Here is a 16,690-nt window from a genome sequence, read left to right on the forward strand (position 1 = left end):
GGTCATGCGATTCTGCGCTTCCTTGACTCTCTATTCGCCGGTTTGCTCTAATCCTCAAGGGAAGTCGCCGTATGAATAAAGACGAATTGATTTATGATTGGAACGTCGTCGGACGTAAAGAGGCCGCGTCGCGCCGCGTCGAGTTGAATGACGAATCGTTGCGCGATGGCTTGCAGTCGCCTTCAGTGATTGACCCGCCCATCGAGCAGAAGATCAACTTGCTCCACCTGATGGATTCGCTCGGCATTCATAGCGCAGACATCGGGCTGCCGGGAGCCGGGCCGCGCGCCGTCGCCGACGTGACGCGGCTCGCTGAAGAGATCGTCGCCTGTAAGCTCGACATCCAGCCGAACTGTGCCGCCCGCACAGTGCTGGCCGACATCATCCCCATCGTCGAAATCTCGCAGGAGGTCGGCATTCCTATCGAAGCCTGCACCTTTATCGGCTCCAGCCCGATTCGCCAGTACGCCGAAGGCTGGTCGCTTGAGATGATGCTGACGGCGACCGAAGAGGCGGTGAAGTTCGCAACCTCGCACGGGCTGCCGGTGATGTACGTGACTGAAGACACGACGCGGGCGCATCCCGACACGGTGCGCGCGCTCTACCGCACAGCCATTGAAGCGGGGGCGCGGCGCATCTGCGTCTGCGACACCGTCGGCCACGCTACGCCCGAAGGCGTGCGTGCCTTGATCGCTTACGTCAAAGAGATCATTCACGACGTAGGGCCGGACTTAGAGATCAAGGTGGACTGGCACGGCCACCAGGATCGCGGCCTCGGCGTCATCAACACGATTGCCGCGTTTGAAGCGGGCGCCGACCGCTTGCATGGCACAGCGCTCGGCATCGGCGAGCGCGTCGGCAATGCGCCGATGGATCAATTGCTGGTCAATCTCAAGCTGATGGGCTACATCGATAACGACCTGACGAACCTGGCGCGTTACTGCGAAGCGGCGAGCGCGGCCACAGGCGTGCCGATCCCTGTCAGCTACCCTGTCGTCGGCCGCGACGCTTTCCGCACGGCGACCGGTGTGCATGCGGCGGCGGTCATCAAAGCGTTTCGCAAAGGCGACGACTGGCTTGCCGACGCCGTCTATTCGGGCGTGCCGGCGCGCGTCTTTGGGCGCGAGCAGGAGATCGAAATCGGCCCGATGAGCGGCAAATCGAATGTCATCTTCTGGCTCGAACGCCACGGCATCGAGCCGACCGCGGAGCGCGTCGAGCGCCTCTTTAATCGCGCCAAACTGAGCGCCTCGGTGCTGACCACCGACGAAATTATGCAGAGCGTTTGATTATTGTTAAGCTAGAAGCTCGCGGCAATTCAATCTGATGGGGTAAGCACCGGCCATTCATCATGCAATCATCGTTTAATCCGCAATCCGCAATCCGCAATCCGCAATCGCGGGCTCTGCTCTACGCGCCGCAGGTGCGCCAGGCCTTCGCTTTCATCGAGGCCACCGACAGCGAAACCCACGACGAGATGATGCGCATCTGCGAGATTCCTGCGCCGCCGTTCAAAGAGCATGCCCGCGCCGCTTACCTCAAGCGCCGCTTTGAAGAGATCGGCCTCAAGCGTGTGCGCACGGACGCCGAAGGCAATGTGATCGCCGAGCGGCCGGGCCGCAGCGCCGCGCCGGCCATCGTCATCGCCGCGCACCTGGACACGGTCTTCCCCGAAGGCACAGACGTGCGCGTGCGCCGCGACGGCGTACGCTACTACGCGCCGGGCATCAGCGATAACACATCGGGCGTCATCAGCTTGATCGCGCTGGCGCGGGCGCTCGAAGCGGCGCAGGTCGCCACCACCGGCACCATCTATTTCGTCGGCACCGTCGGCGAAGAAGGCGAAGGCAACCTGCGCGGCGTGCGTCACCTGTTCACGGCGGGCGACTTTCGCGCCGGCCTCGACGCGTTCATCTCGATTGATGGGCCGGGGGTCGAGCGCATCACGACGCGGGCGCTCGGCTCGCGCCGCTATCGCGTGACGGTCACAGGGCCGGGCGGCCATTCGTGGGGCGACTTCGGCATCGTCAACCCTGTGCATGCGCTGGGCCGCGCGATTGCCCGCTTTGCCGCCTACCCGGCACCGCTCGCGCCGCGCACCTCGTTCAATGTCGGCATCATCGAAGGCGGCAACTCGGTCAATTCGATTCCGCAGCGCGCCAGCATGATCGTTGACATGCGCTCGGTGTCGAGCGAAGAGATCGATAAGCTCGAAGTTTATTTGCGGCGCGTCGTCGAGCTGGGCTTGCGTGAAGAGAATGCGCAGCGGGCAATGAGCGGCACGACGCTGGCCGTCGAGCTTGAGCAGATTGGCGACCGCCCTTCGGGCGAAACGCCGGTGAGCGCGCCCATCGTCCAGGCAGCGATTGGCTGCTCGCGCGCTTTAGGCATCGAGCCGCGCCTCGACTGTTCTTCGACCGACTCGAACATCCCCATCTCGATGGGCCTGCCGGCCATCACGGTCGGCGCCGGCGGCCTGTCGAGCAACTGCCACACACTCGGCGAATGGTACGAGCCGACGGGCCGCGAGCTTGGCTTAAAGCGGCTGCTGCTGCTCACCGTCACGCTCGCCGGGCTGGTGAATTAACTGACCTGACTGGATGATCAAGGCTGTGACGACGTCGGCGGCTTATGCGGCGGTTGCTGGGCAGAGGGCTGCGGCGGTGGCGGCTCCTGTGACTTCGGCGTTTGCGCGGCATTGATGTAGGCGAGAATCTCTTTGCGCACTTCCGCGTAAGGCTTGTCTATCGGGTGGTTGTTGGCGTCGCGCCAGCCCCTGACGATGTCGTTGACAATCAGGAACTGGCCATATTGAAAATTGAGCGTGCGGAAGAGGCTGTCTTCCGGCTCCAGAAAGACGAGCATCTCCTGTTCGTTGGTGTAATTGTCTTCGGCGCAGCGCACAATCGAGAGCGCCAGGACGTTCAGCTCTTTCAGCGTGAAGTCGCCTTCGATGACATCGACCGGTTGCAGCAACGCCACCTGATTGTACGAGCCGCGATAGTTCGCCTTCGTGGTTTTGCGAACCCGGACGCGCCCGATCCATGTGGCGTTGCGCGTCAGCTCGTCGGCGGGCATAAGGCGTAGACAGTTGCGCGATTGCGCGAATCCTGGGAGCACCAGCAGGGACAGCGCGATAAAGACGATTGCGTTTCTCATGTATGGGCCAGTTACTCCTCCCCAAAGTTACCAATGCTAACACACGCCTTGCGGCGGACGGAAGTTCCTTTTTATCCGCTAATTCATGGGCCCCACGATTATTCGATTGGCGGCTGAAGCTCCGGGGCCGTAAGGCCGCGAGCGCGGCGTGATCGTAGGATGTTGAAGACAATCAGCAAGGTTGCAACAATGGCAACCGCCAGCAGGACTTTCAAGCCATGCCGCTTGATCTGTTCACCCGCTGCCTCGCCAAACGCGATGGCCAGCAGGCCTTCAATCGAGAAGCGCACCAGGCGGCCCGCGAAGACGGCGATGATGAAGCGCGACAGCCTCAGCTTGAAGACGCCCGCCGACAGCACAAACGGCTTAAACGGGAATGGCGGCGGCAGAATCGCTGTCGCCATAATGGCCAGCATATCATAGCGCCCAAGCAGGTTTTCGATGCGGGCGCGGCGCGCCGGCTCGATCTTGCGGAGCGCCAGCATCCCTGCGCGCCGCGCCACCCAGTACATGACCGTGCAGCCGATGGTCGAGCCGAAGCTCGCGGCGACGGCGTAAAGCGGCACCAGCGCATGGCTTCTGGCGCTCAATAGAATCATCACGGCGTCCGGCCCGCCCGGCAGCGGCAGGCCCGCCGAATCGATCAGCGAGATGGCAAACAGGCCGAACGGCCCCAGCGTCACCAGCCATTCGCCGAACGTCTGCAAGCTCTGTTTGATCCCCAGCAGGTTAAAAAGAAATTTGTTCATTCGTCAGTCTATCTTGATGACCTGGGAGCGCGGGTGTCTCGCCCGCAATCTCTCACAGGCGTCAACCCGGCGGGCAGGATGCCCGCGCTCCCAGGCATCATTCAGTTTGCGAGCGGCGGCTGACCTGCGCCTGCGGAAAGTAGAAGCGCAGGATTTCTTCATAGCGCCGCCCGCTGCGCGCCTGCGCCACCGCGCCGGCCAGACACAAGCCGACCTGGCTGCCGAAGCCGCGGCCACTAAAAATCATCTGAGCGCCGCGCCGCGTCACGGTGAAGCTGCCGCTCAGGACCACGTTCCAGCCGAGCCGTCGCCCGGTGGCGCGGCGAAATTCGTCGCCGCTCATCGTCCACCCGCGCCCGCTGTCGCGTATGCTCACACCGCGCACAAAGCCGGCGTCGTCGCCGTCAACCGCGACCTCTGTGCTCGGTGAAAGCGGCGCGCCTATAGCCGCTGCCAGCGCGTTGATAATCGCCCGCGCATCGATCTGCCGCGCCCAGCGGTAATGGCTCGAAGCGCGGCACCACTGACAGCGTTGCCGGCGGTAAGGGTAAGCACACGCGCCGCCCCAGACCATCCGCGGCGTCGCCGTCCATCCGCCGCACGAGGCGCTGAAGTAAGTTTCAACGGGCTCGCCCGCAAAGCTCAGATGCTCACCGGCGGTCGCGGCGACGGCGCTCAAAACCACGGGGCGCGCGGCTTCGGCGGCCAGGTCGCTTTCGCCGCGATAGAGCTGGCAGTGCGTCGTGTCACAAAAATCAAAACCGTCGGCGGCGTGCCGGCCCGTGTGCGAAAGCATGTAAGTGCGCACGACGATGGCCAGCGCCTTTAAGGCTTCGGGCGCGCGCGCCTCGGTCTCAGCGGCGACGATGGAAGCGACTGCCGCTTCGCGCTCGGTCGTCAGGACGATCTTCAACGCGCCGCGCAGACTCTTGTCGCCTGCGGTGACTATTAGATCGCCACGCACCGTGCGGCGCAGCTTGCCCGGCAGGGTTAACTCCAGCGTCGCTTCCGAGCCGGCGCGCAGCCGCGCTTCCGCGGCATTGAAGGTTTGCCGGATGCCGCCCCGCGCATCGCTGATGGTTATCTGCAACTGCTCGCCAACCAGCTGCAAGCGCACGCGGCTGCCGGCGCTAAGCTGGCGACTGCCGGTCAGGCGATTAAGGTCCATCGCCACGCCGTCGCCCGAAACCACCCGTGCTTCGACGACCTGCGGCTTAAACAGGCCGAACAGCCCCATGCGCACGGTCTCGGCGCGCCCGTGGGGCGCGGCCAGGATCATCAACGCAATGGCGACAAGCAGTCTCGGCATGAGCGATAATCGGCCCCGCAAGCAACAAGCCCGGCGAGATCACCGTCTGCCGGGCTTGACGCTTGCAGAAACGTTGAGTTATTCGGGTTACTTTTCGATGGCCTTCAACGGCGCGGTGGTCAACCCGCCATCACTGGCCGCGGCCTCGGCGGCGCGCTCGCCCTCTTCCGAGTCCCACATCTCTTTGTAGCGCTCGCGATACGGATCAACCAGCGCCCCGCCTTCCTCTTTGGTGAAGACGAGCTTGCCGGTGGCGCCGTCGAAATCGATGACCACGAGGTCGCCGGTCGCCACCTGCTTGGTCGCCACCAAATTCGAAATCGGGTAGACCAGGAAGCGCTCGATGGCGCGCTTTAAGTGACGCGCGCCGTACTTGAAGTCTATGCCCTCGTCGAGCAGAAAGCTCTTGGCTTCGTTCGTGCAGTTGAAGACGAACTTCTCGCCGGTGCCGCGCATGATGCGGCTCTGCACCTGCGACAGCTCAAGCTCAAGAATCTGCCGCAGGTGATGTTCCTTGAGGCTGCGGAAGACCACCACTTTATCGATGCGGTTCATGAATTCGGGCGAGAATTTGCGCTTGGCGGCCTCCGAAGCGGTGCGGTAGATCTTCTGATCAACGTCATCTTCGATCATGCCTTTGCCGCGCGCCGGCGCAAAGCCAATCGAGCCGGTGATCAATTCGCTCATCTCTTTCGCGCCCAGGTTCGAGGTCAGAAAGATCATGCAGCGCGAAAAGTCGACGCGGCGGTTGTCACCCAAGGTCAGCGTCGCTTTGTCGAGGATGCCCAAAAGCAACTGCCAGAGCGCGTCGCTCGCTTTTTCGATCTCGTCAAACAGCACAAAGGTCAGCTTGTCGTTGTCCGTGTGGTACTTGTCGAGGTTCTCTTGCGTCAGCATCGGCGCGGTCTCGCGGTGACCGAGATAGCCCGGCGGCGAGCCGATCAGCTTGGCAATCTCGTGCGAGTGCTGAAACTCCGCGCAATCGATCTTGACGACGGCGTTGTTGTCATTGAACAGCACTTCGGCAGCCGCTTCGACAACGCGCGTCTTGCCCGAACCCGTCGGCCCCAGAAACAGCATCGTGCCGATGGGGCGGCCAGGGTTCTGCATTCCCGCGAGGTAAATCTGATAGAGGCCGGAGATGCGGCGCACGGCGCGCTCCTGACCGACGATCAGCCCCGCCAGCTTGGTTTCGAATTCCTGTGCGCGGGGGCTTTTCAGATCGGGATTCAGCGGTACGCGATTATTTGTATTCGTTCTTAGTTCTTGCACGTCCATCACTCCGTTGACCAGACGAGAACCGTCCCCGGCGACACGCGCGGCAAACGGCCGGCGGCAACCACAGGCGAAATTCTCGGTTGGCAAACAACAATTGATTCTTATGGATGCGACACAGCTTTCAAGACGCTGGAGTATCGTCTCAGGAATAATTATAACCCTGGACTTGCACGGCCTGCCACAAACGATGTCGCTACGTTTTCGGGGCTACTCTCTCCCTGCCTTTTATGCCATTGCGTCGGGGTTTGTCAAGAAGATTGTGACGATTGTGACCTGCACTCTGTTTTCAACAGTTGTATTCAACCTGAATCCCAGGGTTTTATACGGCTTCACCCAAAACGGCGACCCAACCGTGTCCTACAAAGCGATGCGCAAGGCAAAGACGATCAGCATCAAAGGCGATGCGGCGGCGGCCTATGAGCAATTGCGTCGCGGCGGTCCACTGTGGCGATATCTCATCGCGCTGGGCCCTTGAGCCGGCCAACATCGAGCAGCAGCCCCACGACCAGGGGAACGACCTGCGTCACCGCCGCGGAGACGCCGAGCTGCGTGCCGAGGATAGGGATGCGTAGCAGGACGAGCACAAACTGCGTGAGTCCGGCGACGAGCAGCGCCCACCACGCCCAGCGCTCGCCGCGCCGGTACGGTCCGAGCACGATGGCCAGGAACAGGACGCCGTAGGCCACCCCGTAGGCGGCAGAGGTGCCGCGAATCCCGCGCAGGGCCGTTTCGAGGCTGGCATCGCCGCCGGCGACCTTGGAAACCCTCAAGCCCCCAATGCCATAGTCATCACTCGTCCGGTACGCGTGGACAGCCGAAATCAGGCTCAAGAGCGTGACTGCGACGCCGACGACGGCGAGCAGTATCCAGCTTATCTTCTTCATCGAGACCTCCGTAATCGCTCTAGCGCTTCATTCGCTTCATTGTTTCCTCTTGTGGCCCAACGCTCACCATCAGCGGCGAGCGCCAAAGCGCCTGTGCATGAAGGCAACGCTATGGCGCGAGTCCGCCGCATGCCGTTGTTAGCCTGCGGCTTATTTTAGTGGGGCTAAAACTACAAAATCCCGATTTCCTTGAGCCAGTTCTCCACGAGCGAAGGCCACATCGCCACCGGATGTTCGGTGCGCCTCAGGCCGAAGGCGTGCCCGCCCTTGGCAAAGAGATGGACCTCTGCCGGGACGCCCGCGTCATCAAGGGCACGCGCATAAACCGTGCTGTTGCAGATGTCGTCCACCGGGTCATTCCACGCTTGCAACAGGAACGTCGGCGGCGTTTGCTTTGTGATGTGTATGCCGGGATCGAGCGTCGCGCCGGCGCGGCACAGGTGACCCGGATAAAGCGCGACGGCGAAGTCGGGGCGGCTGCTTAGCTTGTCGGCTTCATCGACCGGCTTGTATGTCGGCTTGAAGATGTTGCTGGTCTGCGCGACCAGATAGCCGCCTGCCGAGAAGCCTATTACACCAATCTTGTTGGGGTCTAGGTTCAACTCCTTCACCCTCGCACGAACGAGCCTGATTGTTCTTTGCGCGTCCTGAAGTGCGCGGGGGACTTTGGGTGTGATGGCGCAATTGCAATCCTTGTCCCAGGAGTGATTACTTTTGGGAACGCGATACTTGAGCAAGACGCATGTAATGCCTTTGGCTGTCATCCAGTCACATATTTCAGTTCCTTCAAGGTCCATCGCCAAAAGCTGGAATCCACCGCCGGGGAAAACCACCATTGACGCGCCGGTATTCTTACCCCTGGGCGGAAAGACCGTCATGGTTGGAGAGGTTACGTCATAGACTACGGTGTAAGGCTGGCCCGCGACGACATCCGGAGCCTTCGTGACCTCAACTCTCTCGGCTGGTTGAGCGATATCCGCCATATCCGGCGCGCCGTTCGGCCAGATCGGGATTTGTTTCAATCCTGAAGGCGGCTGCCAAACGCCGACCTTCCTGACATCTGCTTGTTGCTGATTTGATCTCGTCGGCCTATTCGCTTGCGCCGACTCGGCGACGCCGGCCGCCAAGCCCGACAATCCCAAGGCGCATACAAGCATTAGCAAAGTTCGGCGCACTATCGATTCCTCCCTGACTAAATGGACATTGGCGGCGATCCCCCGATGATTCGCAAAGAACAATCGCAAGGGATGCTATTCCGCAGGCTAACGCCGCACGTCACCGGGCGCGCGAACGGCAGCATATTGCAAGTCACATTGCATTGCAAACCGGGCCGCGCGGCGTAGGTCCTGCCACGCGGCCCAGCTGTGGGCATCGCTGCCCTGATTATCACTTCCACCGCCTGTGGCTCGTGCGGCCCTGATTGCGGTAGGCGAGAAAGCAGCGCGGCGTCACGGCTTCGCCTCGCTGTCGGTTCTGGCTCTGGCGAAGGCGTCGAGGATCGCCCTGGCGTTCGCCTTGAGCCTGTTGGCTTCCACGTCGCCGCCGTTGTCGATCACGTCCAGCCCTCTGCTCGCAGGCAATCAAGGCCGCTCGGCGCAGTTCTCGTCATACTTACGGGACAGGCGTGATCGTGCCGAACAGCCCATGCTGTTCGTCGTCGATGCCGGCGGTGAAATAGAGGGTGTTTGTCGGCCCGGCGCTGCCTCCATTGCCGAAGCCCAGAGCCCAGAGCCCATCAATGGTTATCGGCTGGTTGCTGGTATTGAGCAGAAAGCCGCGGAAGTTTCCGGTCTTCAGATCGAAGACGGCAATCTGGCCGCTGCCGAACTGGCCGATCAACACTTCGTTGCTGACGCCGAACGCGCCCGGCCCGCCGACGGCGGGGCCGCCGCTGAAACCCGGCGGCGGAATTACCACGCCCCAGGGCGCATTCATCCACATGCCGGATTGCAGGCGCAGCAACAGATGACCCGCCGAGTCGAAGGCATCGACATAGCCGAGTCCCGGCCCGGCAACCTCGTCCTCTTTATCGGCGTCCTGTTTGGCATAGGTGACAAAGAGCATGCCGCCCGCCGCTTGCACGTTGAAGGGGGCGAAGCCTGCCGGCACCGCCGGGTCGGAAAAGGCCCCTGCCGGCAGCGTCACCAGCATATAGTTCCGATCAAAGACTTCGACCGTGCCCGCGTAAAAATTGGCGGCATAAAGGTAGTTGACGCCATTGATTTGCGCGATGGTGATTCCCTTATAGATCGCTGAACCGTTGCGGTTCACCCGCAAGACGGCGCTGGTGCCGCTGCTCCAACCGGAGATCGTTCCCTCTTCGGTGTCAAAGATGAAGCGGTCGCCAAAGAAGTCTGAGCTGGTGCCGTTGAAGACGACGCCTGTAGGCGAAGCCGGCGGCGTCCCTCCGGGTTGCACAGGGATCGTCACGACCAGCGGCACAATGCCGCCCGAGCCGTTATACAGCGTCGAAACCCCTGTGCCGTTATCGGCCACCCACCACGGGCTGCTTGAGCTGCGCGCCAATCCCCAGGGATTAACCAGGTTCGGATCGGTCGTCGGGGCCATTCCGGGCACGTCCGAAACCAGGTTGGTCTGTTGATAATGCTGCGCCGCGGCGTTCGTTGAAAGACAGAGCGTCATTCCAACCGTCAGCGCAAAGGTGATGACGGTCATCAGAAACCTTCGGGTCGAAGATAACCGATTTGCTTTGTGATCTACGGTAACTTGTTCAGGTGAGCGGAAAAGGTTGGTGGACATAGAGGTCCCTCGACTTTCGATTGACGAAATCAAGCGTCCACCGATAGTGAGGAAAGAAAATTTTCTCTCTAACCCAATGGCAAGTCAATGTAATGCGGAATTCTTTGCTGAACACGCGCCGAGATCATCAACATGAAACACGCGCCGGGCACGCATAGCTTTTGGGTTATGCGTGCCCGGCGCGGTGGATTCTCACTTGCGTCCTTGCTAGTCTCAAGCGTTCAACGATACAGCCATTCTTATCGCCCTTAGCGCCGGGTCATGCCTTCAATAGAAACCGTGTATTCCTTCTTCTCCGCGTCGTACTTGATGCTGTACTGCGTCGGGTAGTAACCCGGCTTTGCGTAGCGCGCCGGCAGCTTGATCGGCTCGGTCATATTCGGCTTCGTCAACAGGTAAGCCCTGGTGATCATCGGCTCGACAAAGATGATTCGCCCGTCATAGCTGCCGTAGAGCATGGTCTTGGTGAACGCCTGCCCGTGGAACTCGTGCGATAGGGGATCGATCCAGTGCGCCCCCATCTGCGGCACTTCCGAATCGGGCGCGTAGACATAGCCTTCGGGCACAAACTCGGCTGACGGACGTCGCTTTGTCTTGATCAGGTCGTCGCCCTGTGCCGTGATGCTGGTGCGCTCCTGCTCGCTGATCAAGTAAAAGTGAAAGTCAAAGTGTTGGACCGTGTAGATATTGTCGGGCTCGTGCCCGTGCGGGTTCCAATTGATCATGATGTGATCGAACGGCGCGGCCTGCGGCGGCAGCGCAAGCACGTGCTCCGTGCCGTGCTGGCCATGCGGAAGGTCTGTGGGCAGGCCGTCGAGCGCCGCTTCATCGAAGGTCACGCCGATGGCCGTCGGGTTGCCGTCACGGTCGAGCTTTACCCAGGGGCGTGCCGCACCCTTGCCCAGAGGCCGGGCGGCGCCGGCCACGAAAGCCGGCGCTCCCGGCATTGCTCCCTTACCGGCATCGGCGCTCATTGCATACACCGGAGAAGCCGTAGCCCGCTGGTTCCCTGCGCTCTGCCCAAGAGCCATCGGGCTGATGGCGAATAGGATCAGAGGCACACTCAAAATTTCTATCACTCTGTAAGTCATCATTCTCTACCTCCTTCACCTGATAACGCGCATTTCTTAGCCGAAAGGTATCAGGGCGTTCGCGAGCGCAGCCGGCGGCGCGCCAGCCGGCGGTGCGCCGCGCTCGCGGTCTGCGGTATGCTATTTCCTATGGCAAAAGGCAAGACTTCAAGAAAGCCCGTGCAGTCATGGATCGAGCGCCTCGCGCGTTTCGGCTATGCGACGAAGGGCGCGGTTTACATCCTGATTGGCGTGCTCGCCGTGTTCGCCGCGCTCAGTTCGGGCGGGCAGGTGACCGACACGCGCGGCGCGTTCCACGCCATCTACTCAGAGCCATTTGGACAGGCGTTGCTCGGCGCGGTGGCCGTCGGGCTTGCGGCCTACGCCCTCTGGCGGATTGCCCAGGCCATCGCCGACGCCGAAGGCAAGGGCAAAGATTTGAAGGGCATGGCGATACGATTCGGCTACGCATGCAGCGGCCTGCTGCACGCCGGACTGGCCTTCAGCGCCGCGCGGCTCCTGTTCGGCGAGCATCAGCAGAATAGCGAGCAAGAGCACAAGGAGCGCGCCGCGCAGGTCATTCACCTGCCTTTCGGAGCCTTGCTCGTCGGCCTGGCCGGCGCGGGCTTTATCGGCTTCGGGGCCTACCAGATTTACAAAGGTTACAAATGCAAGTTCCGCAAGCGGCTCGAAGTCAGCGCCATGAGCAAACGTGAAGAGCGATGGGTGATGCGCGTCGGCCAGTACGGGCTGGCGGCGCGTGGCGTCGTCTTCGGCATCATCGGTTATTACCTGATCCACGCGGCGCTGCAATACGACCCTGCCGAAGTGCGCGGCATCAGCGGCGCGTTACAAACGCTCGCCGCGCAGCCATTCGGCAAGGTGTTGCTCGGCGTCACCGCTGCCGGGCTGGCCTTCTACGGACTCTACATGCTGGTCGAAGCCAAGTATCATCGCATCCGCACGAGCTGAGCCTGCAAGGCTTGAGGCGAATGCCGAGCCGACACCGCCGCGGGCCGGCGATTGGCTCATGCAGTTGACCATCGGTTGACCGCCTGTTTAAACTTACCCATCCAATCGCTTTGCCAACGGACGCGCAATCGGCTGAGTGCCATCGATCTTCTTCCAACTTTAATCCTGTAGACCTGGAACGGTTGCTAATGAAGAGATACCAAAGCCTGTTGCCGTTGATCCTGGCGGCACTCGCCTGTGGCTTCTGCGCCGGCTGCAAGCGTCACCCGTCCACACCGACCCTGGAAGCTCTCGACCCGATAGACCGGCGTTCCGACTTACCCATCAGCGCGCCCATTCAGAGGGACCTGGCCGACATCCAGGCCGGCGGCACACTGACCGTCCTCGCCCCCTACAATTCGACCTCCTATTTCATCTACCGGGGCGAGCCGTTCGGCTACGAATACGAGTTGCTTCAGCAATTCACCAGAGAGCAGGGCTTGCAGTTGAAGATGGTCGTCGTGACCGACATGAAGAGCATCTATTCGCTGCTCAACAGCGGCGACGGCGACATCGCCGCCGGGCGGCTGGTGCCGACCCCTGAAGACGCAGGCCGGGTCGCTTTCACGCATGCGCTCTACCGCACAGAGCCGGCGCTGGTGCAGCAAGAAGCGCCACCGGCGCGGGCCGGCAAGGGCGCCGAGAAGGCACTCGAACCGGGACCCGCGGACCCGACCCCTGAGATAGACATACAGGCGCGTCTGGTCAACCAGCCATCGGAGCTGGCCGGGCAGAAGGTCACGGTGCCTGAGAAGTCACCCTACCACCGGACGCTGGTCGAGCTGGCCGATCAAATCTCCGGCGACATCACCGTCGTCGAGATGGGCGGCGAGATTCAGGACGAGGCGCTGGCGCAGAAGGTGGCGCGCGGCGAGGTGCAGTTCACGGTCATGCAAAATAACCTGGCCGAGCTGAAAGAAGCCGAGTTCAAGAACCTCAAGGTGCGCCCCATCATCGGGCGCTCGCACAGCGTCACCTGGGCAGTGCGGAAAAACGCGCCGGCCTTATTGAGCAGGCTGAACGACTGGATCGAGCGGAAGCAGAACGGCTCGCTGTTCGACCGTCTCTACCAGAAATATTTCATTGATCGCCGCAGCTACCTGGAGCGCGTCCAGAGTAAGTACCTGACCTCGCAGACCGGCAAGCTCTGCGAATACGACGACCTGTTGAAGCACTATGGGGCAGAGCTGAACTGGGACTGGCGGATGCTGGCCTCGCAAGCCTTCCAGGAGTCGCGCTTCAAGCCCGACGCGCGCTCCTGGGCGGGCGCGACCGGGCTGCTGCAACTGATGCCGGCAACGGCTAAACAGTATGGCGTACAGAACCTGCTCGACCCGGAGGAGAACGTGCAGGGGGCCGTCAAGTTCCTCAAGTGGCTGGCGCACTACTGGGAGGACCGCATCCCGGACGAGCAGGAGCGGCTGAAGTTCATCCTGGCGTCCTACAACTGCGGCCCCGGCCACGTTGACGACGCGCAACGCCTGACCGAAAAGTACGGCGGCAACCCGAAGTCGTGGGAAGATGTCTCTTACTGGCTGCTACAGAAGTCGTCGCACCAATACTCGACCGACCCGGTGGTGCGGTTCGGCTTCTGTCGCGGGCTTGAGCCGGTCAATTACGTGACCTTCATTCTCGAACGTTACAATCATTACAAACAGTTCGTTACCGGCTGAGACGTTCTTCTTCCATGCCAGCGGGCATTGTAAGCCGGATTTCAATCGGGTGTAGCGCAATCTGTTAGATTGCTCATTGGCTCGCGCAATCTAACAGATTGCGCTACACGGCAAACGCAATCGAAATCCGCTGTAGGCCGTCTACTCTGCCCGCAAGGTGATCGCCGGGTCGACACGCGCCGCGCGCCACGCCGGCACCCAGCAAGCGATTGCCGAAACGCTCGCCAGCAGCGCCATGACGCCGAGGTAGGTGAGCGGGTCGAGACGCGAGACGCCGAACAACAGCGACACCAGCGCCTGGCTGGCGGCCACCGCGCCGCTCACGCCGATGACGATGCCTATCATCGTCATGGTCATCCCCTGGCGAATGACCAGCGCCAGGATGTTGCCGCGGGTCGCGCCCAGCGCCAGGCGCACGCCGATCTCGCGCACCCGCTCGGTGACGCTGCCCGATAGCACACCGTAGATGCCCGTCGCCGCCAGCACCAGCGCCACGAGGCCGAACGCTTCAAAGAGGGTCAGCGCGAAGCGGCGCACGGCTGCCGAAGCGGCAAGCAGATCACTTAGGGTTACGACCCGCACGATGGGCTGATCTTTATCCACAGACCAGATCGCTCGTCTGACGGCGGGCGCGAGCGCCGCCGCATCGCCGTGGGTGCGAACCACCAACCACCGCGCCTTATCCACGAAGAGCCACCACTGCGCCGGCGGCACGTAAACGGCGGCGGTTTGATCGACGGCGAGTGAGGTCTGTCTGACATTGCCGACGACGCCGACGATGGTAAACCATGGCCCCTGGTTCGGGCCCATACGCAAGCGCTGGCCGATGGGGTCTTGATCGAGGAATTTGTTTTGCGCCAACGACTCGCTGATCATCACAACGGGTGCCGCCGAGGCGGTGTCGTGCTCGTCGAGCAGCCGGCCACGCCGCAGCGGGATTGACATGGCTTCGAAGTAGCCGGGGCTGACCGCATAGCGCAGGCCGCTGAACTCGGCTTCGGAATCGGCGGTCGGGCTCGACTCGAAGTGGACGCCATAGCCATCTTCCAGGTCGCCGCTCAATGGCAACTGGCTGGTGAAGGCTGCCGCGGTGACGCCGGGGAGCTGGCGCAGGGCTTCCAGCGACTGCTCGAAGAAGCGCTGCGTCGTCTCCGCGTCGAAGCGCGGGCCGGCGGTCTGCACTTGCATGGCGAGCACGTGCGAGGTGTCGAATCCGGGATCAATCGCAAACAGACGTTGCATGCTGCGCAACAGCAGCCCGGCGCCGACCAGCAGCACCAAGGCCAGCGCGACCTCGGCGACGACCAGCGTGCGGCGCGTCAACTGATGGCCGCTGGCCGTCCGCCTTGAGCTTTGCTGCAAGCTGCCGTGCAGGTCGCTGCGCGAAGCCTGTAGCGCCGGAACCAGCCCGATCACCAGCCCGATCAACGTCGTGACGGCGAAGGCGAAAGCGAAGACGCTGCCGTCGACGCCAATCGCCTCGGCGCGCGGCAACCCCGGCGGGCTGAGCGCGACTAACGCCTGCACGCCGACTTCGGCCACCGCCATGCCGAGCACCCCGCCGATCAAGGCGAGCAGCAGGCTCTCGGTCAACAGTTGCCGCAGCAGCCGCGTGCGGCCCGCACCGAGCGCGACGCGCATGGCGAATTCGCCGCGCCGCTGTGCGCCGCGCGCCAAGAGCAGATTCGTCACGTTGACGCAGGCAATCACCAACACCAGCAAGACCGCGCCGACGACGGCCAGCAGCGCCGGTCGGACGCTGCCCGTGATGTCGTTTTGTAGCGAATTCACCATCAGCCCATTGCTAAGCGCGGCGTACGGCGGCCTGGCGAACTCCCGCACAGGTTCCTGAGCAATCGAATCCATTTCGCGCTTGGCCTGCTCGACTTCGACGCCCGGCCGCAGCCGCCCGACCATGCGCAGGTGATGGCCCCATTCCCGACTGTCGGGCGGCAACGCCTTGTCGTACTGCAACGGCGACCAAATTTCCGCCGTCGGCGTCAGCAGATTCTCGAAGCCGCCCGGCATCACGCCGATGACGGTGTAGAGGTTGCTGTCGAGCGTCACCTGCTGGCCGACGATCTGCGGATCGCCGCCGAAGCGCCGCCGCCACAGCGCGTCGTTGAGGATCACCTCGCGTGGGCCGCCGATTTGATCCTCCGCCGCCTCGAAGTCTCTACCGAGCGCAGGCTTTACGCCGAGCACGCGGAAGTAGTCGGCGCTGACGCGCTGCCCATTGAATCGTTCGGGCTCGGTCGTGCCGGTCAAGGTCGGCTGCCACGGCCGCATCACCGCCAGGTAATCGAAAGAGCGACTGCGCTCGGCCAGCTCACGATAGGTGCCGAAGGTGACGTAGAGGCGCGAGCCTTCGGCGCCGAAATCCCAGATCATCGCGATGCGGTCGGCATGCGGGTAAGGCAGCGGCTTGAAGAGGATCGGGTTGACGGCGCTGAAGATCGCCGTGCAAGCGCCAATGCCGAGCGCCAGCGTGACGACCGCCACGGCGGTGAACCCCGGAGACTTGGCGAGCACGCGCCCGGCGTAGCGCAAGTCCTGTAGCGTCGTCTCAATGAACGGCAAGCCGCGCCGTTCACGGTAGCGCTCCTTCACCTGCTCGACGCCGCCGAACTGGCGCAGGGCGGCGCGGCGCGCTTCGACGGGACTCATGCCGCGCCGCAGGTTCTCTTCGGTTTCCATCTCCAGGTGCGCGCTGATCTCTTCGTCTAGCTCACGCTCCAGCCGGGTCCTGAATAGCACCGCCCGCAGACGGTGAAAGAAGATGCGCAGTCCGTTCATC

General features: G+C 62.4%; 15 protein-coding genes. 5 read left to right on the plus strand and 10 right to left on the minus strand.

Going from position 1 to position 16,690, the window contains the following annotated elements; genetic code table 11:
• Positions 1–71: 71 nt before the first annotated feature.
• Both VJ464_09685 and VJ464_09690 read left to right on the plus strand, forming a co-directional pair.
• Positions 72–1,289 carry a LeuA family protein gene (locus tag VJ464_09685; GenBank protein HKQ05392.1) on the plus strand — a complete coding sequence of 406 codons (1,218 nt, stop codon included), beginning with the start codon at positions 72–74 and terminating at the stop codon, positions 1,287–1,289.
• Between the two features lie 62 nt (positions 1,290–1,351).
• Positions 1,352–2,587: a M20/M25/M40 family metallo-hydrolase gene (locus VJ464_09690; protein HKQ05393.1), complete on the plus strand. Its 1,236-nt coding sequence runs from the start codon at positions 1,352–1,354 to the stop codon at positions 2,585–2,587.
• A gap of 17 nt (positions 2,588–2,604) precedes the next feature.
• Here VJ464_09690 and VJ464_09695 read toward each other — a convergent pair whose 3' ends face one another.
• The 4 genes from VJ464_09695 to VJ464_09710 form a co-directional block, all read right to left on the minus strand.
• Positions 2,605–3,159, minus strand: a complete 555-nt coding sequence (locus VJ464_09695; protein ID HKQ05394.1) for a hypothetical protein — start codon at positions 3,157–3,159, stop codon at positions 2,605–2,607.
• A 98-nt stretch (positions 3,160–3,257) separates the two neighbouring features.
• Positions 3,258–3,908 (minus strand): VTT domain-containing protein, encoded by a 651-nt coding sequence (locus tag VJ464_09700; protein ID HKQ05395.1) that lies wholly within the window; start codon positions 3,906–3,908, stop codon positions 3,258–3,260.
• 97 nt (positions 3,909–4,005) lie between these two features.
• Positions 4,006–5,217 (minus strand): SpoIID/LytB domain-containing protein, encoded by a 1,212-nt coding sequence (locus tag VJ464_09705; protein ID HKQ05396.1) that lies wholly within the window; start codon positions 5,215–5,217, stop codon positions 4,006–4,008.
• Between the two features lie 87 nt (positions 5,218–5,304).
• Complete coding sequence (locus tag VJ464_09710; GenBank protein HKQ05397.1) at positions 5,305–6,489, minus strand: AAA family ATPase; 1,185 nt, start codon at positions 6,487–6,489, stop codon at positions 5,305–5,307.
• Positions 6,490–6,598: 109 nt separating this feature from the next.
• Between VJ464_09710 and VJ464_09715 the strand changes: the two genes are divergently transcribed.
• The gene (locus tag VJ464_09715) at positions 6,599–6,970 is read left to right on the plus strand and encodes a hypothetical protein (GenBank protein HKQ05398.1); all 372 of its coding nucleotides are present in this window, start codon (positions 6,599–6,601) and stop codon (positions 6,968–6,970) included.
• Here the strand turns inward: VJ464_09715 and VJ464_09720 are convergent.
• The 5 genes from VJ464_09720 to VJ464_09740 all read right to left on the minus strand — a co-directional run bounded on the left by VJ464_09720 (position 6,951) and on the right by VJ464_09740 (position 11,233).
• Positions 6,951–7,379: a hypothetical protein gene (locus tag VJ464_09720; GenBank protein ID HKQ05399.1), complete on the minus strand. Its 429-nt coding sequence runs from the start codon at positions 7,377–7,379 to the stop codon at positions 6,951–6,953. The genes VJ464_09715 and VJ464_09720 overlap by 20 nt on opposite strands.
• Before the next feature lie 170 nt (positions 7,380–7,549).
• On the minus strand, positions 7,550–8,623 hold the full coding sequence (locus VJ464_09725; GenBank protein ID HKQ05400.1) for an alpha/beta hydrolase: 1,074 nt from the start codon (positions 8,621–8,623) through the stop codon (positions 7,550–7,552).
• Positions 8,624–8,827: 204 nt separating this feature from the next.
• Positions 8,828–8,959 carry a hypothetical protein gene (locus tag VJ464_09730; GenBank protein ID HKQ05401.1) on the minus strand — a complete coding sequence of 44 codons (132 nt, stop codon included), beginning with the start codon at positions 8,957–8,959 and terminating at the stop codon, positions 8,828–8,830.
• A gap of 31 nt (positions 8,960–8,990) precedes the next feature.
• Complete coding sequence (locus VJ464_09735; protein ID HKQ05402.1) at positions 8,991–10,055, minus strand: TIGR03118 family protein; 1,065 nt, start codon at positions 10,053–10,055, stop codon at positions 8,991–8,993.
• Positions 10,056–10,387: 332 nt separating this feature from the next.
• Complete coding sequence (locus tag VJ464_09740; protein ID HKQ05403.1) at positions 10,388–11,233, minus strand: DUF5602 domain-containing protein; 846 nt, start codon at positions 11,231–11,233, stop codon at positions 10,388–10,390.
• A 126-nt stretch (positions 11,234–11,359) separates the two neighbouring features.
• Between VJ464_09740 and VJ464_09745 the strand changes: the two genes are divergently transcribed.
• Both VJ464_09745 and VJ464_09750 read left to right on the plus strand, forming a co-directional pair.
• The gene (locus tag VJ464_09745) at positions 11,360–12,181 is read left to right on the plus strand and encodes a DUF1206 domain-containing protein (GenBank protein HKQ05404.1); all 822 of its coding nucleotides are present in this window, start codon (positions 11,360–11,362) and stop codon (positions 12,179–12,181) included.
• 188 nt (positions 12,182–12,369) lie between these two features.
• Complete coding sequence (locus VJ464_09750; GenBank protein ID HKQ05405.1) at positions 12,370–13,893, plus strand: transporter substrate-binding domain-containing protein; 1,524 nt, start codon at positions 12,370–12,372, stop codon at positions 13,891–13,893.
• A 141-nt stretch (positions 13,894–14,034) separates the two neighbouring features.
• On the opposite strand, the gene VJ464_09755 is transcribed toward VJ464_09750, so the two are convergent.
• The gene (locus VJ464_09755) at positions 14,035–16,689 is read right to left on the minus strand and encodes an ABC transporter permease (GenBank protein ID HKQ05406.1); all 2,655 of its coding nucleotides are present in this window, start codon (positions 16,687–16,689) and stop codon (positions 14,035–14,037) included.
• Position 16,690 lies beyond the last annotated feature (1 nt).

This window comes from Blastocatellia bacterium (genome assembly GCA_035275065.1).
Lineage (GTDB): Bacteria > Acidobacteriota > Blastocatellia > UBA7656 > UBA7656 > DATENM01.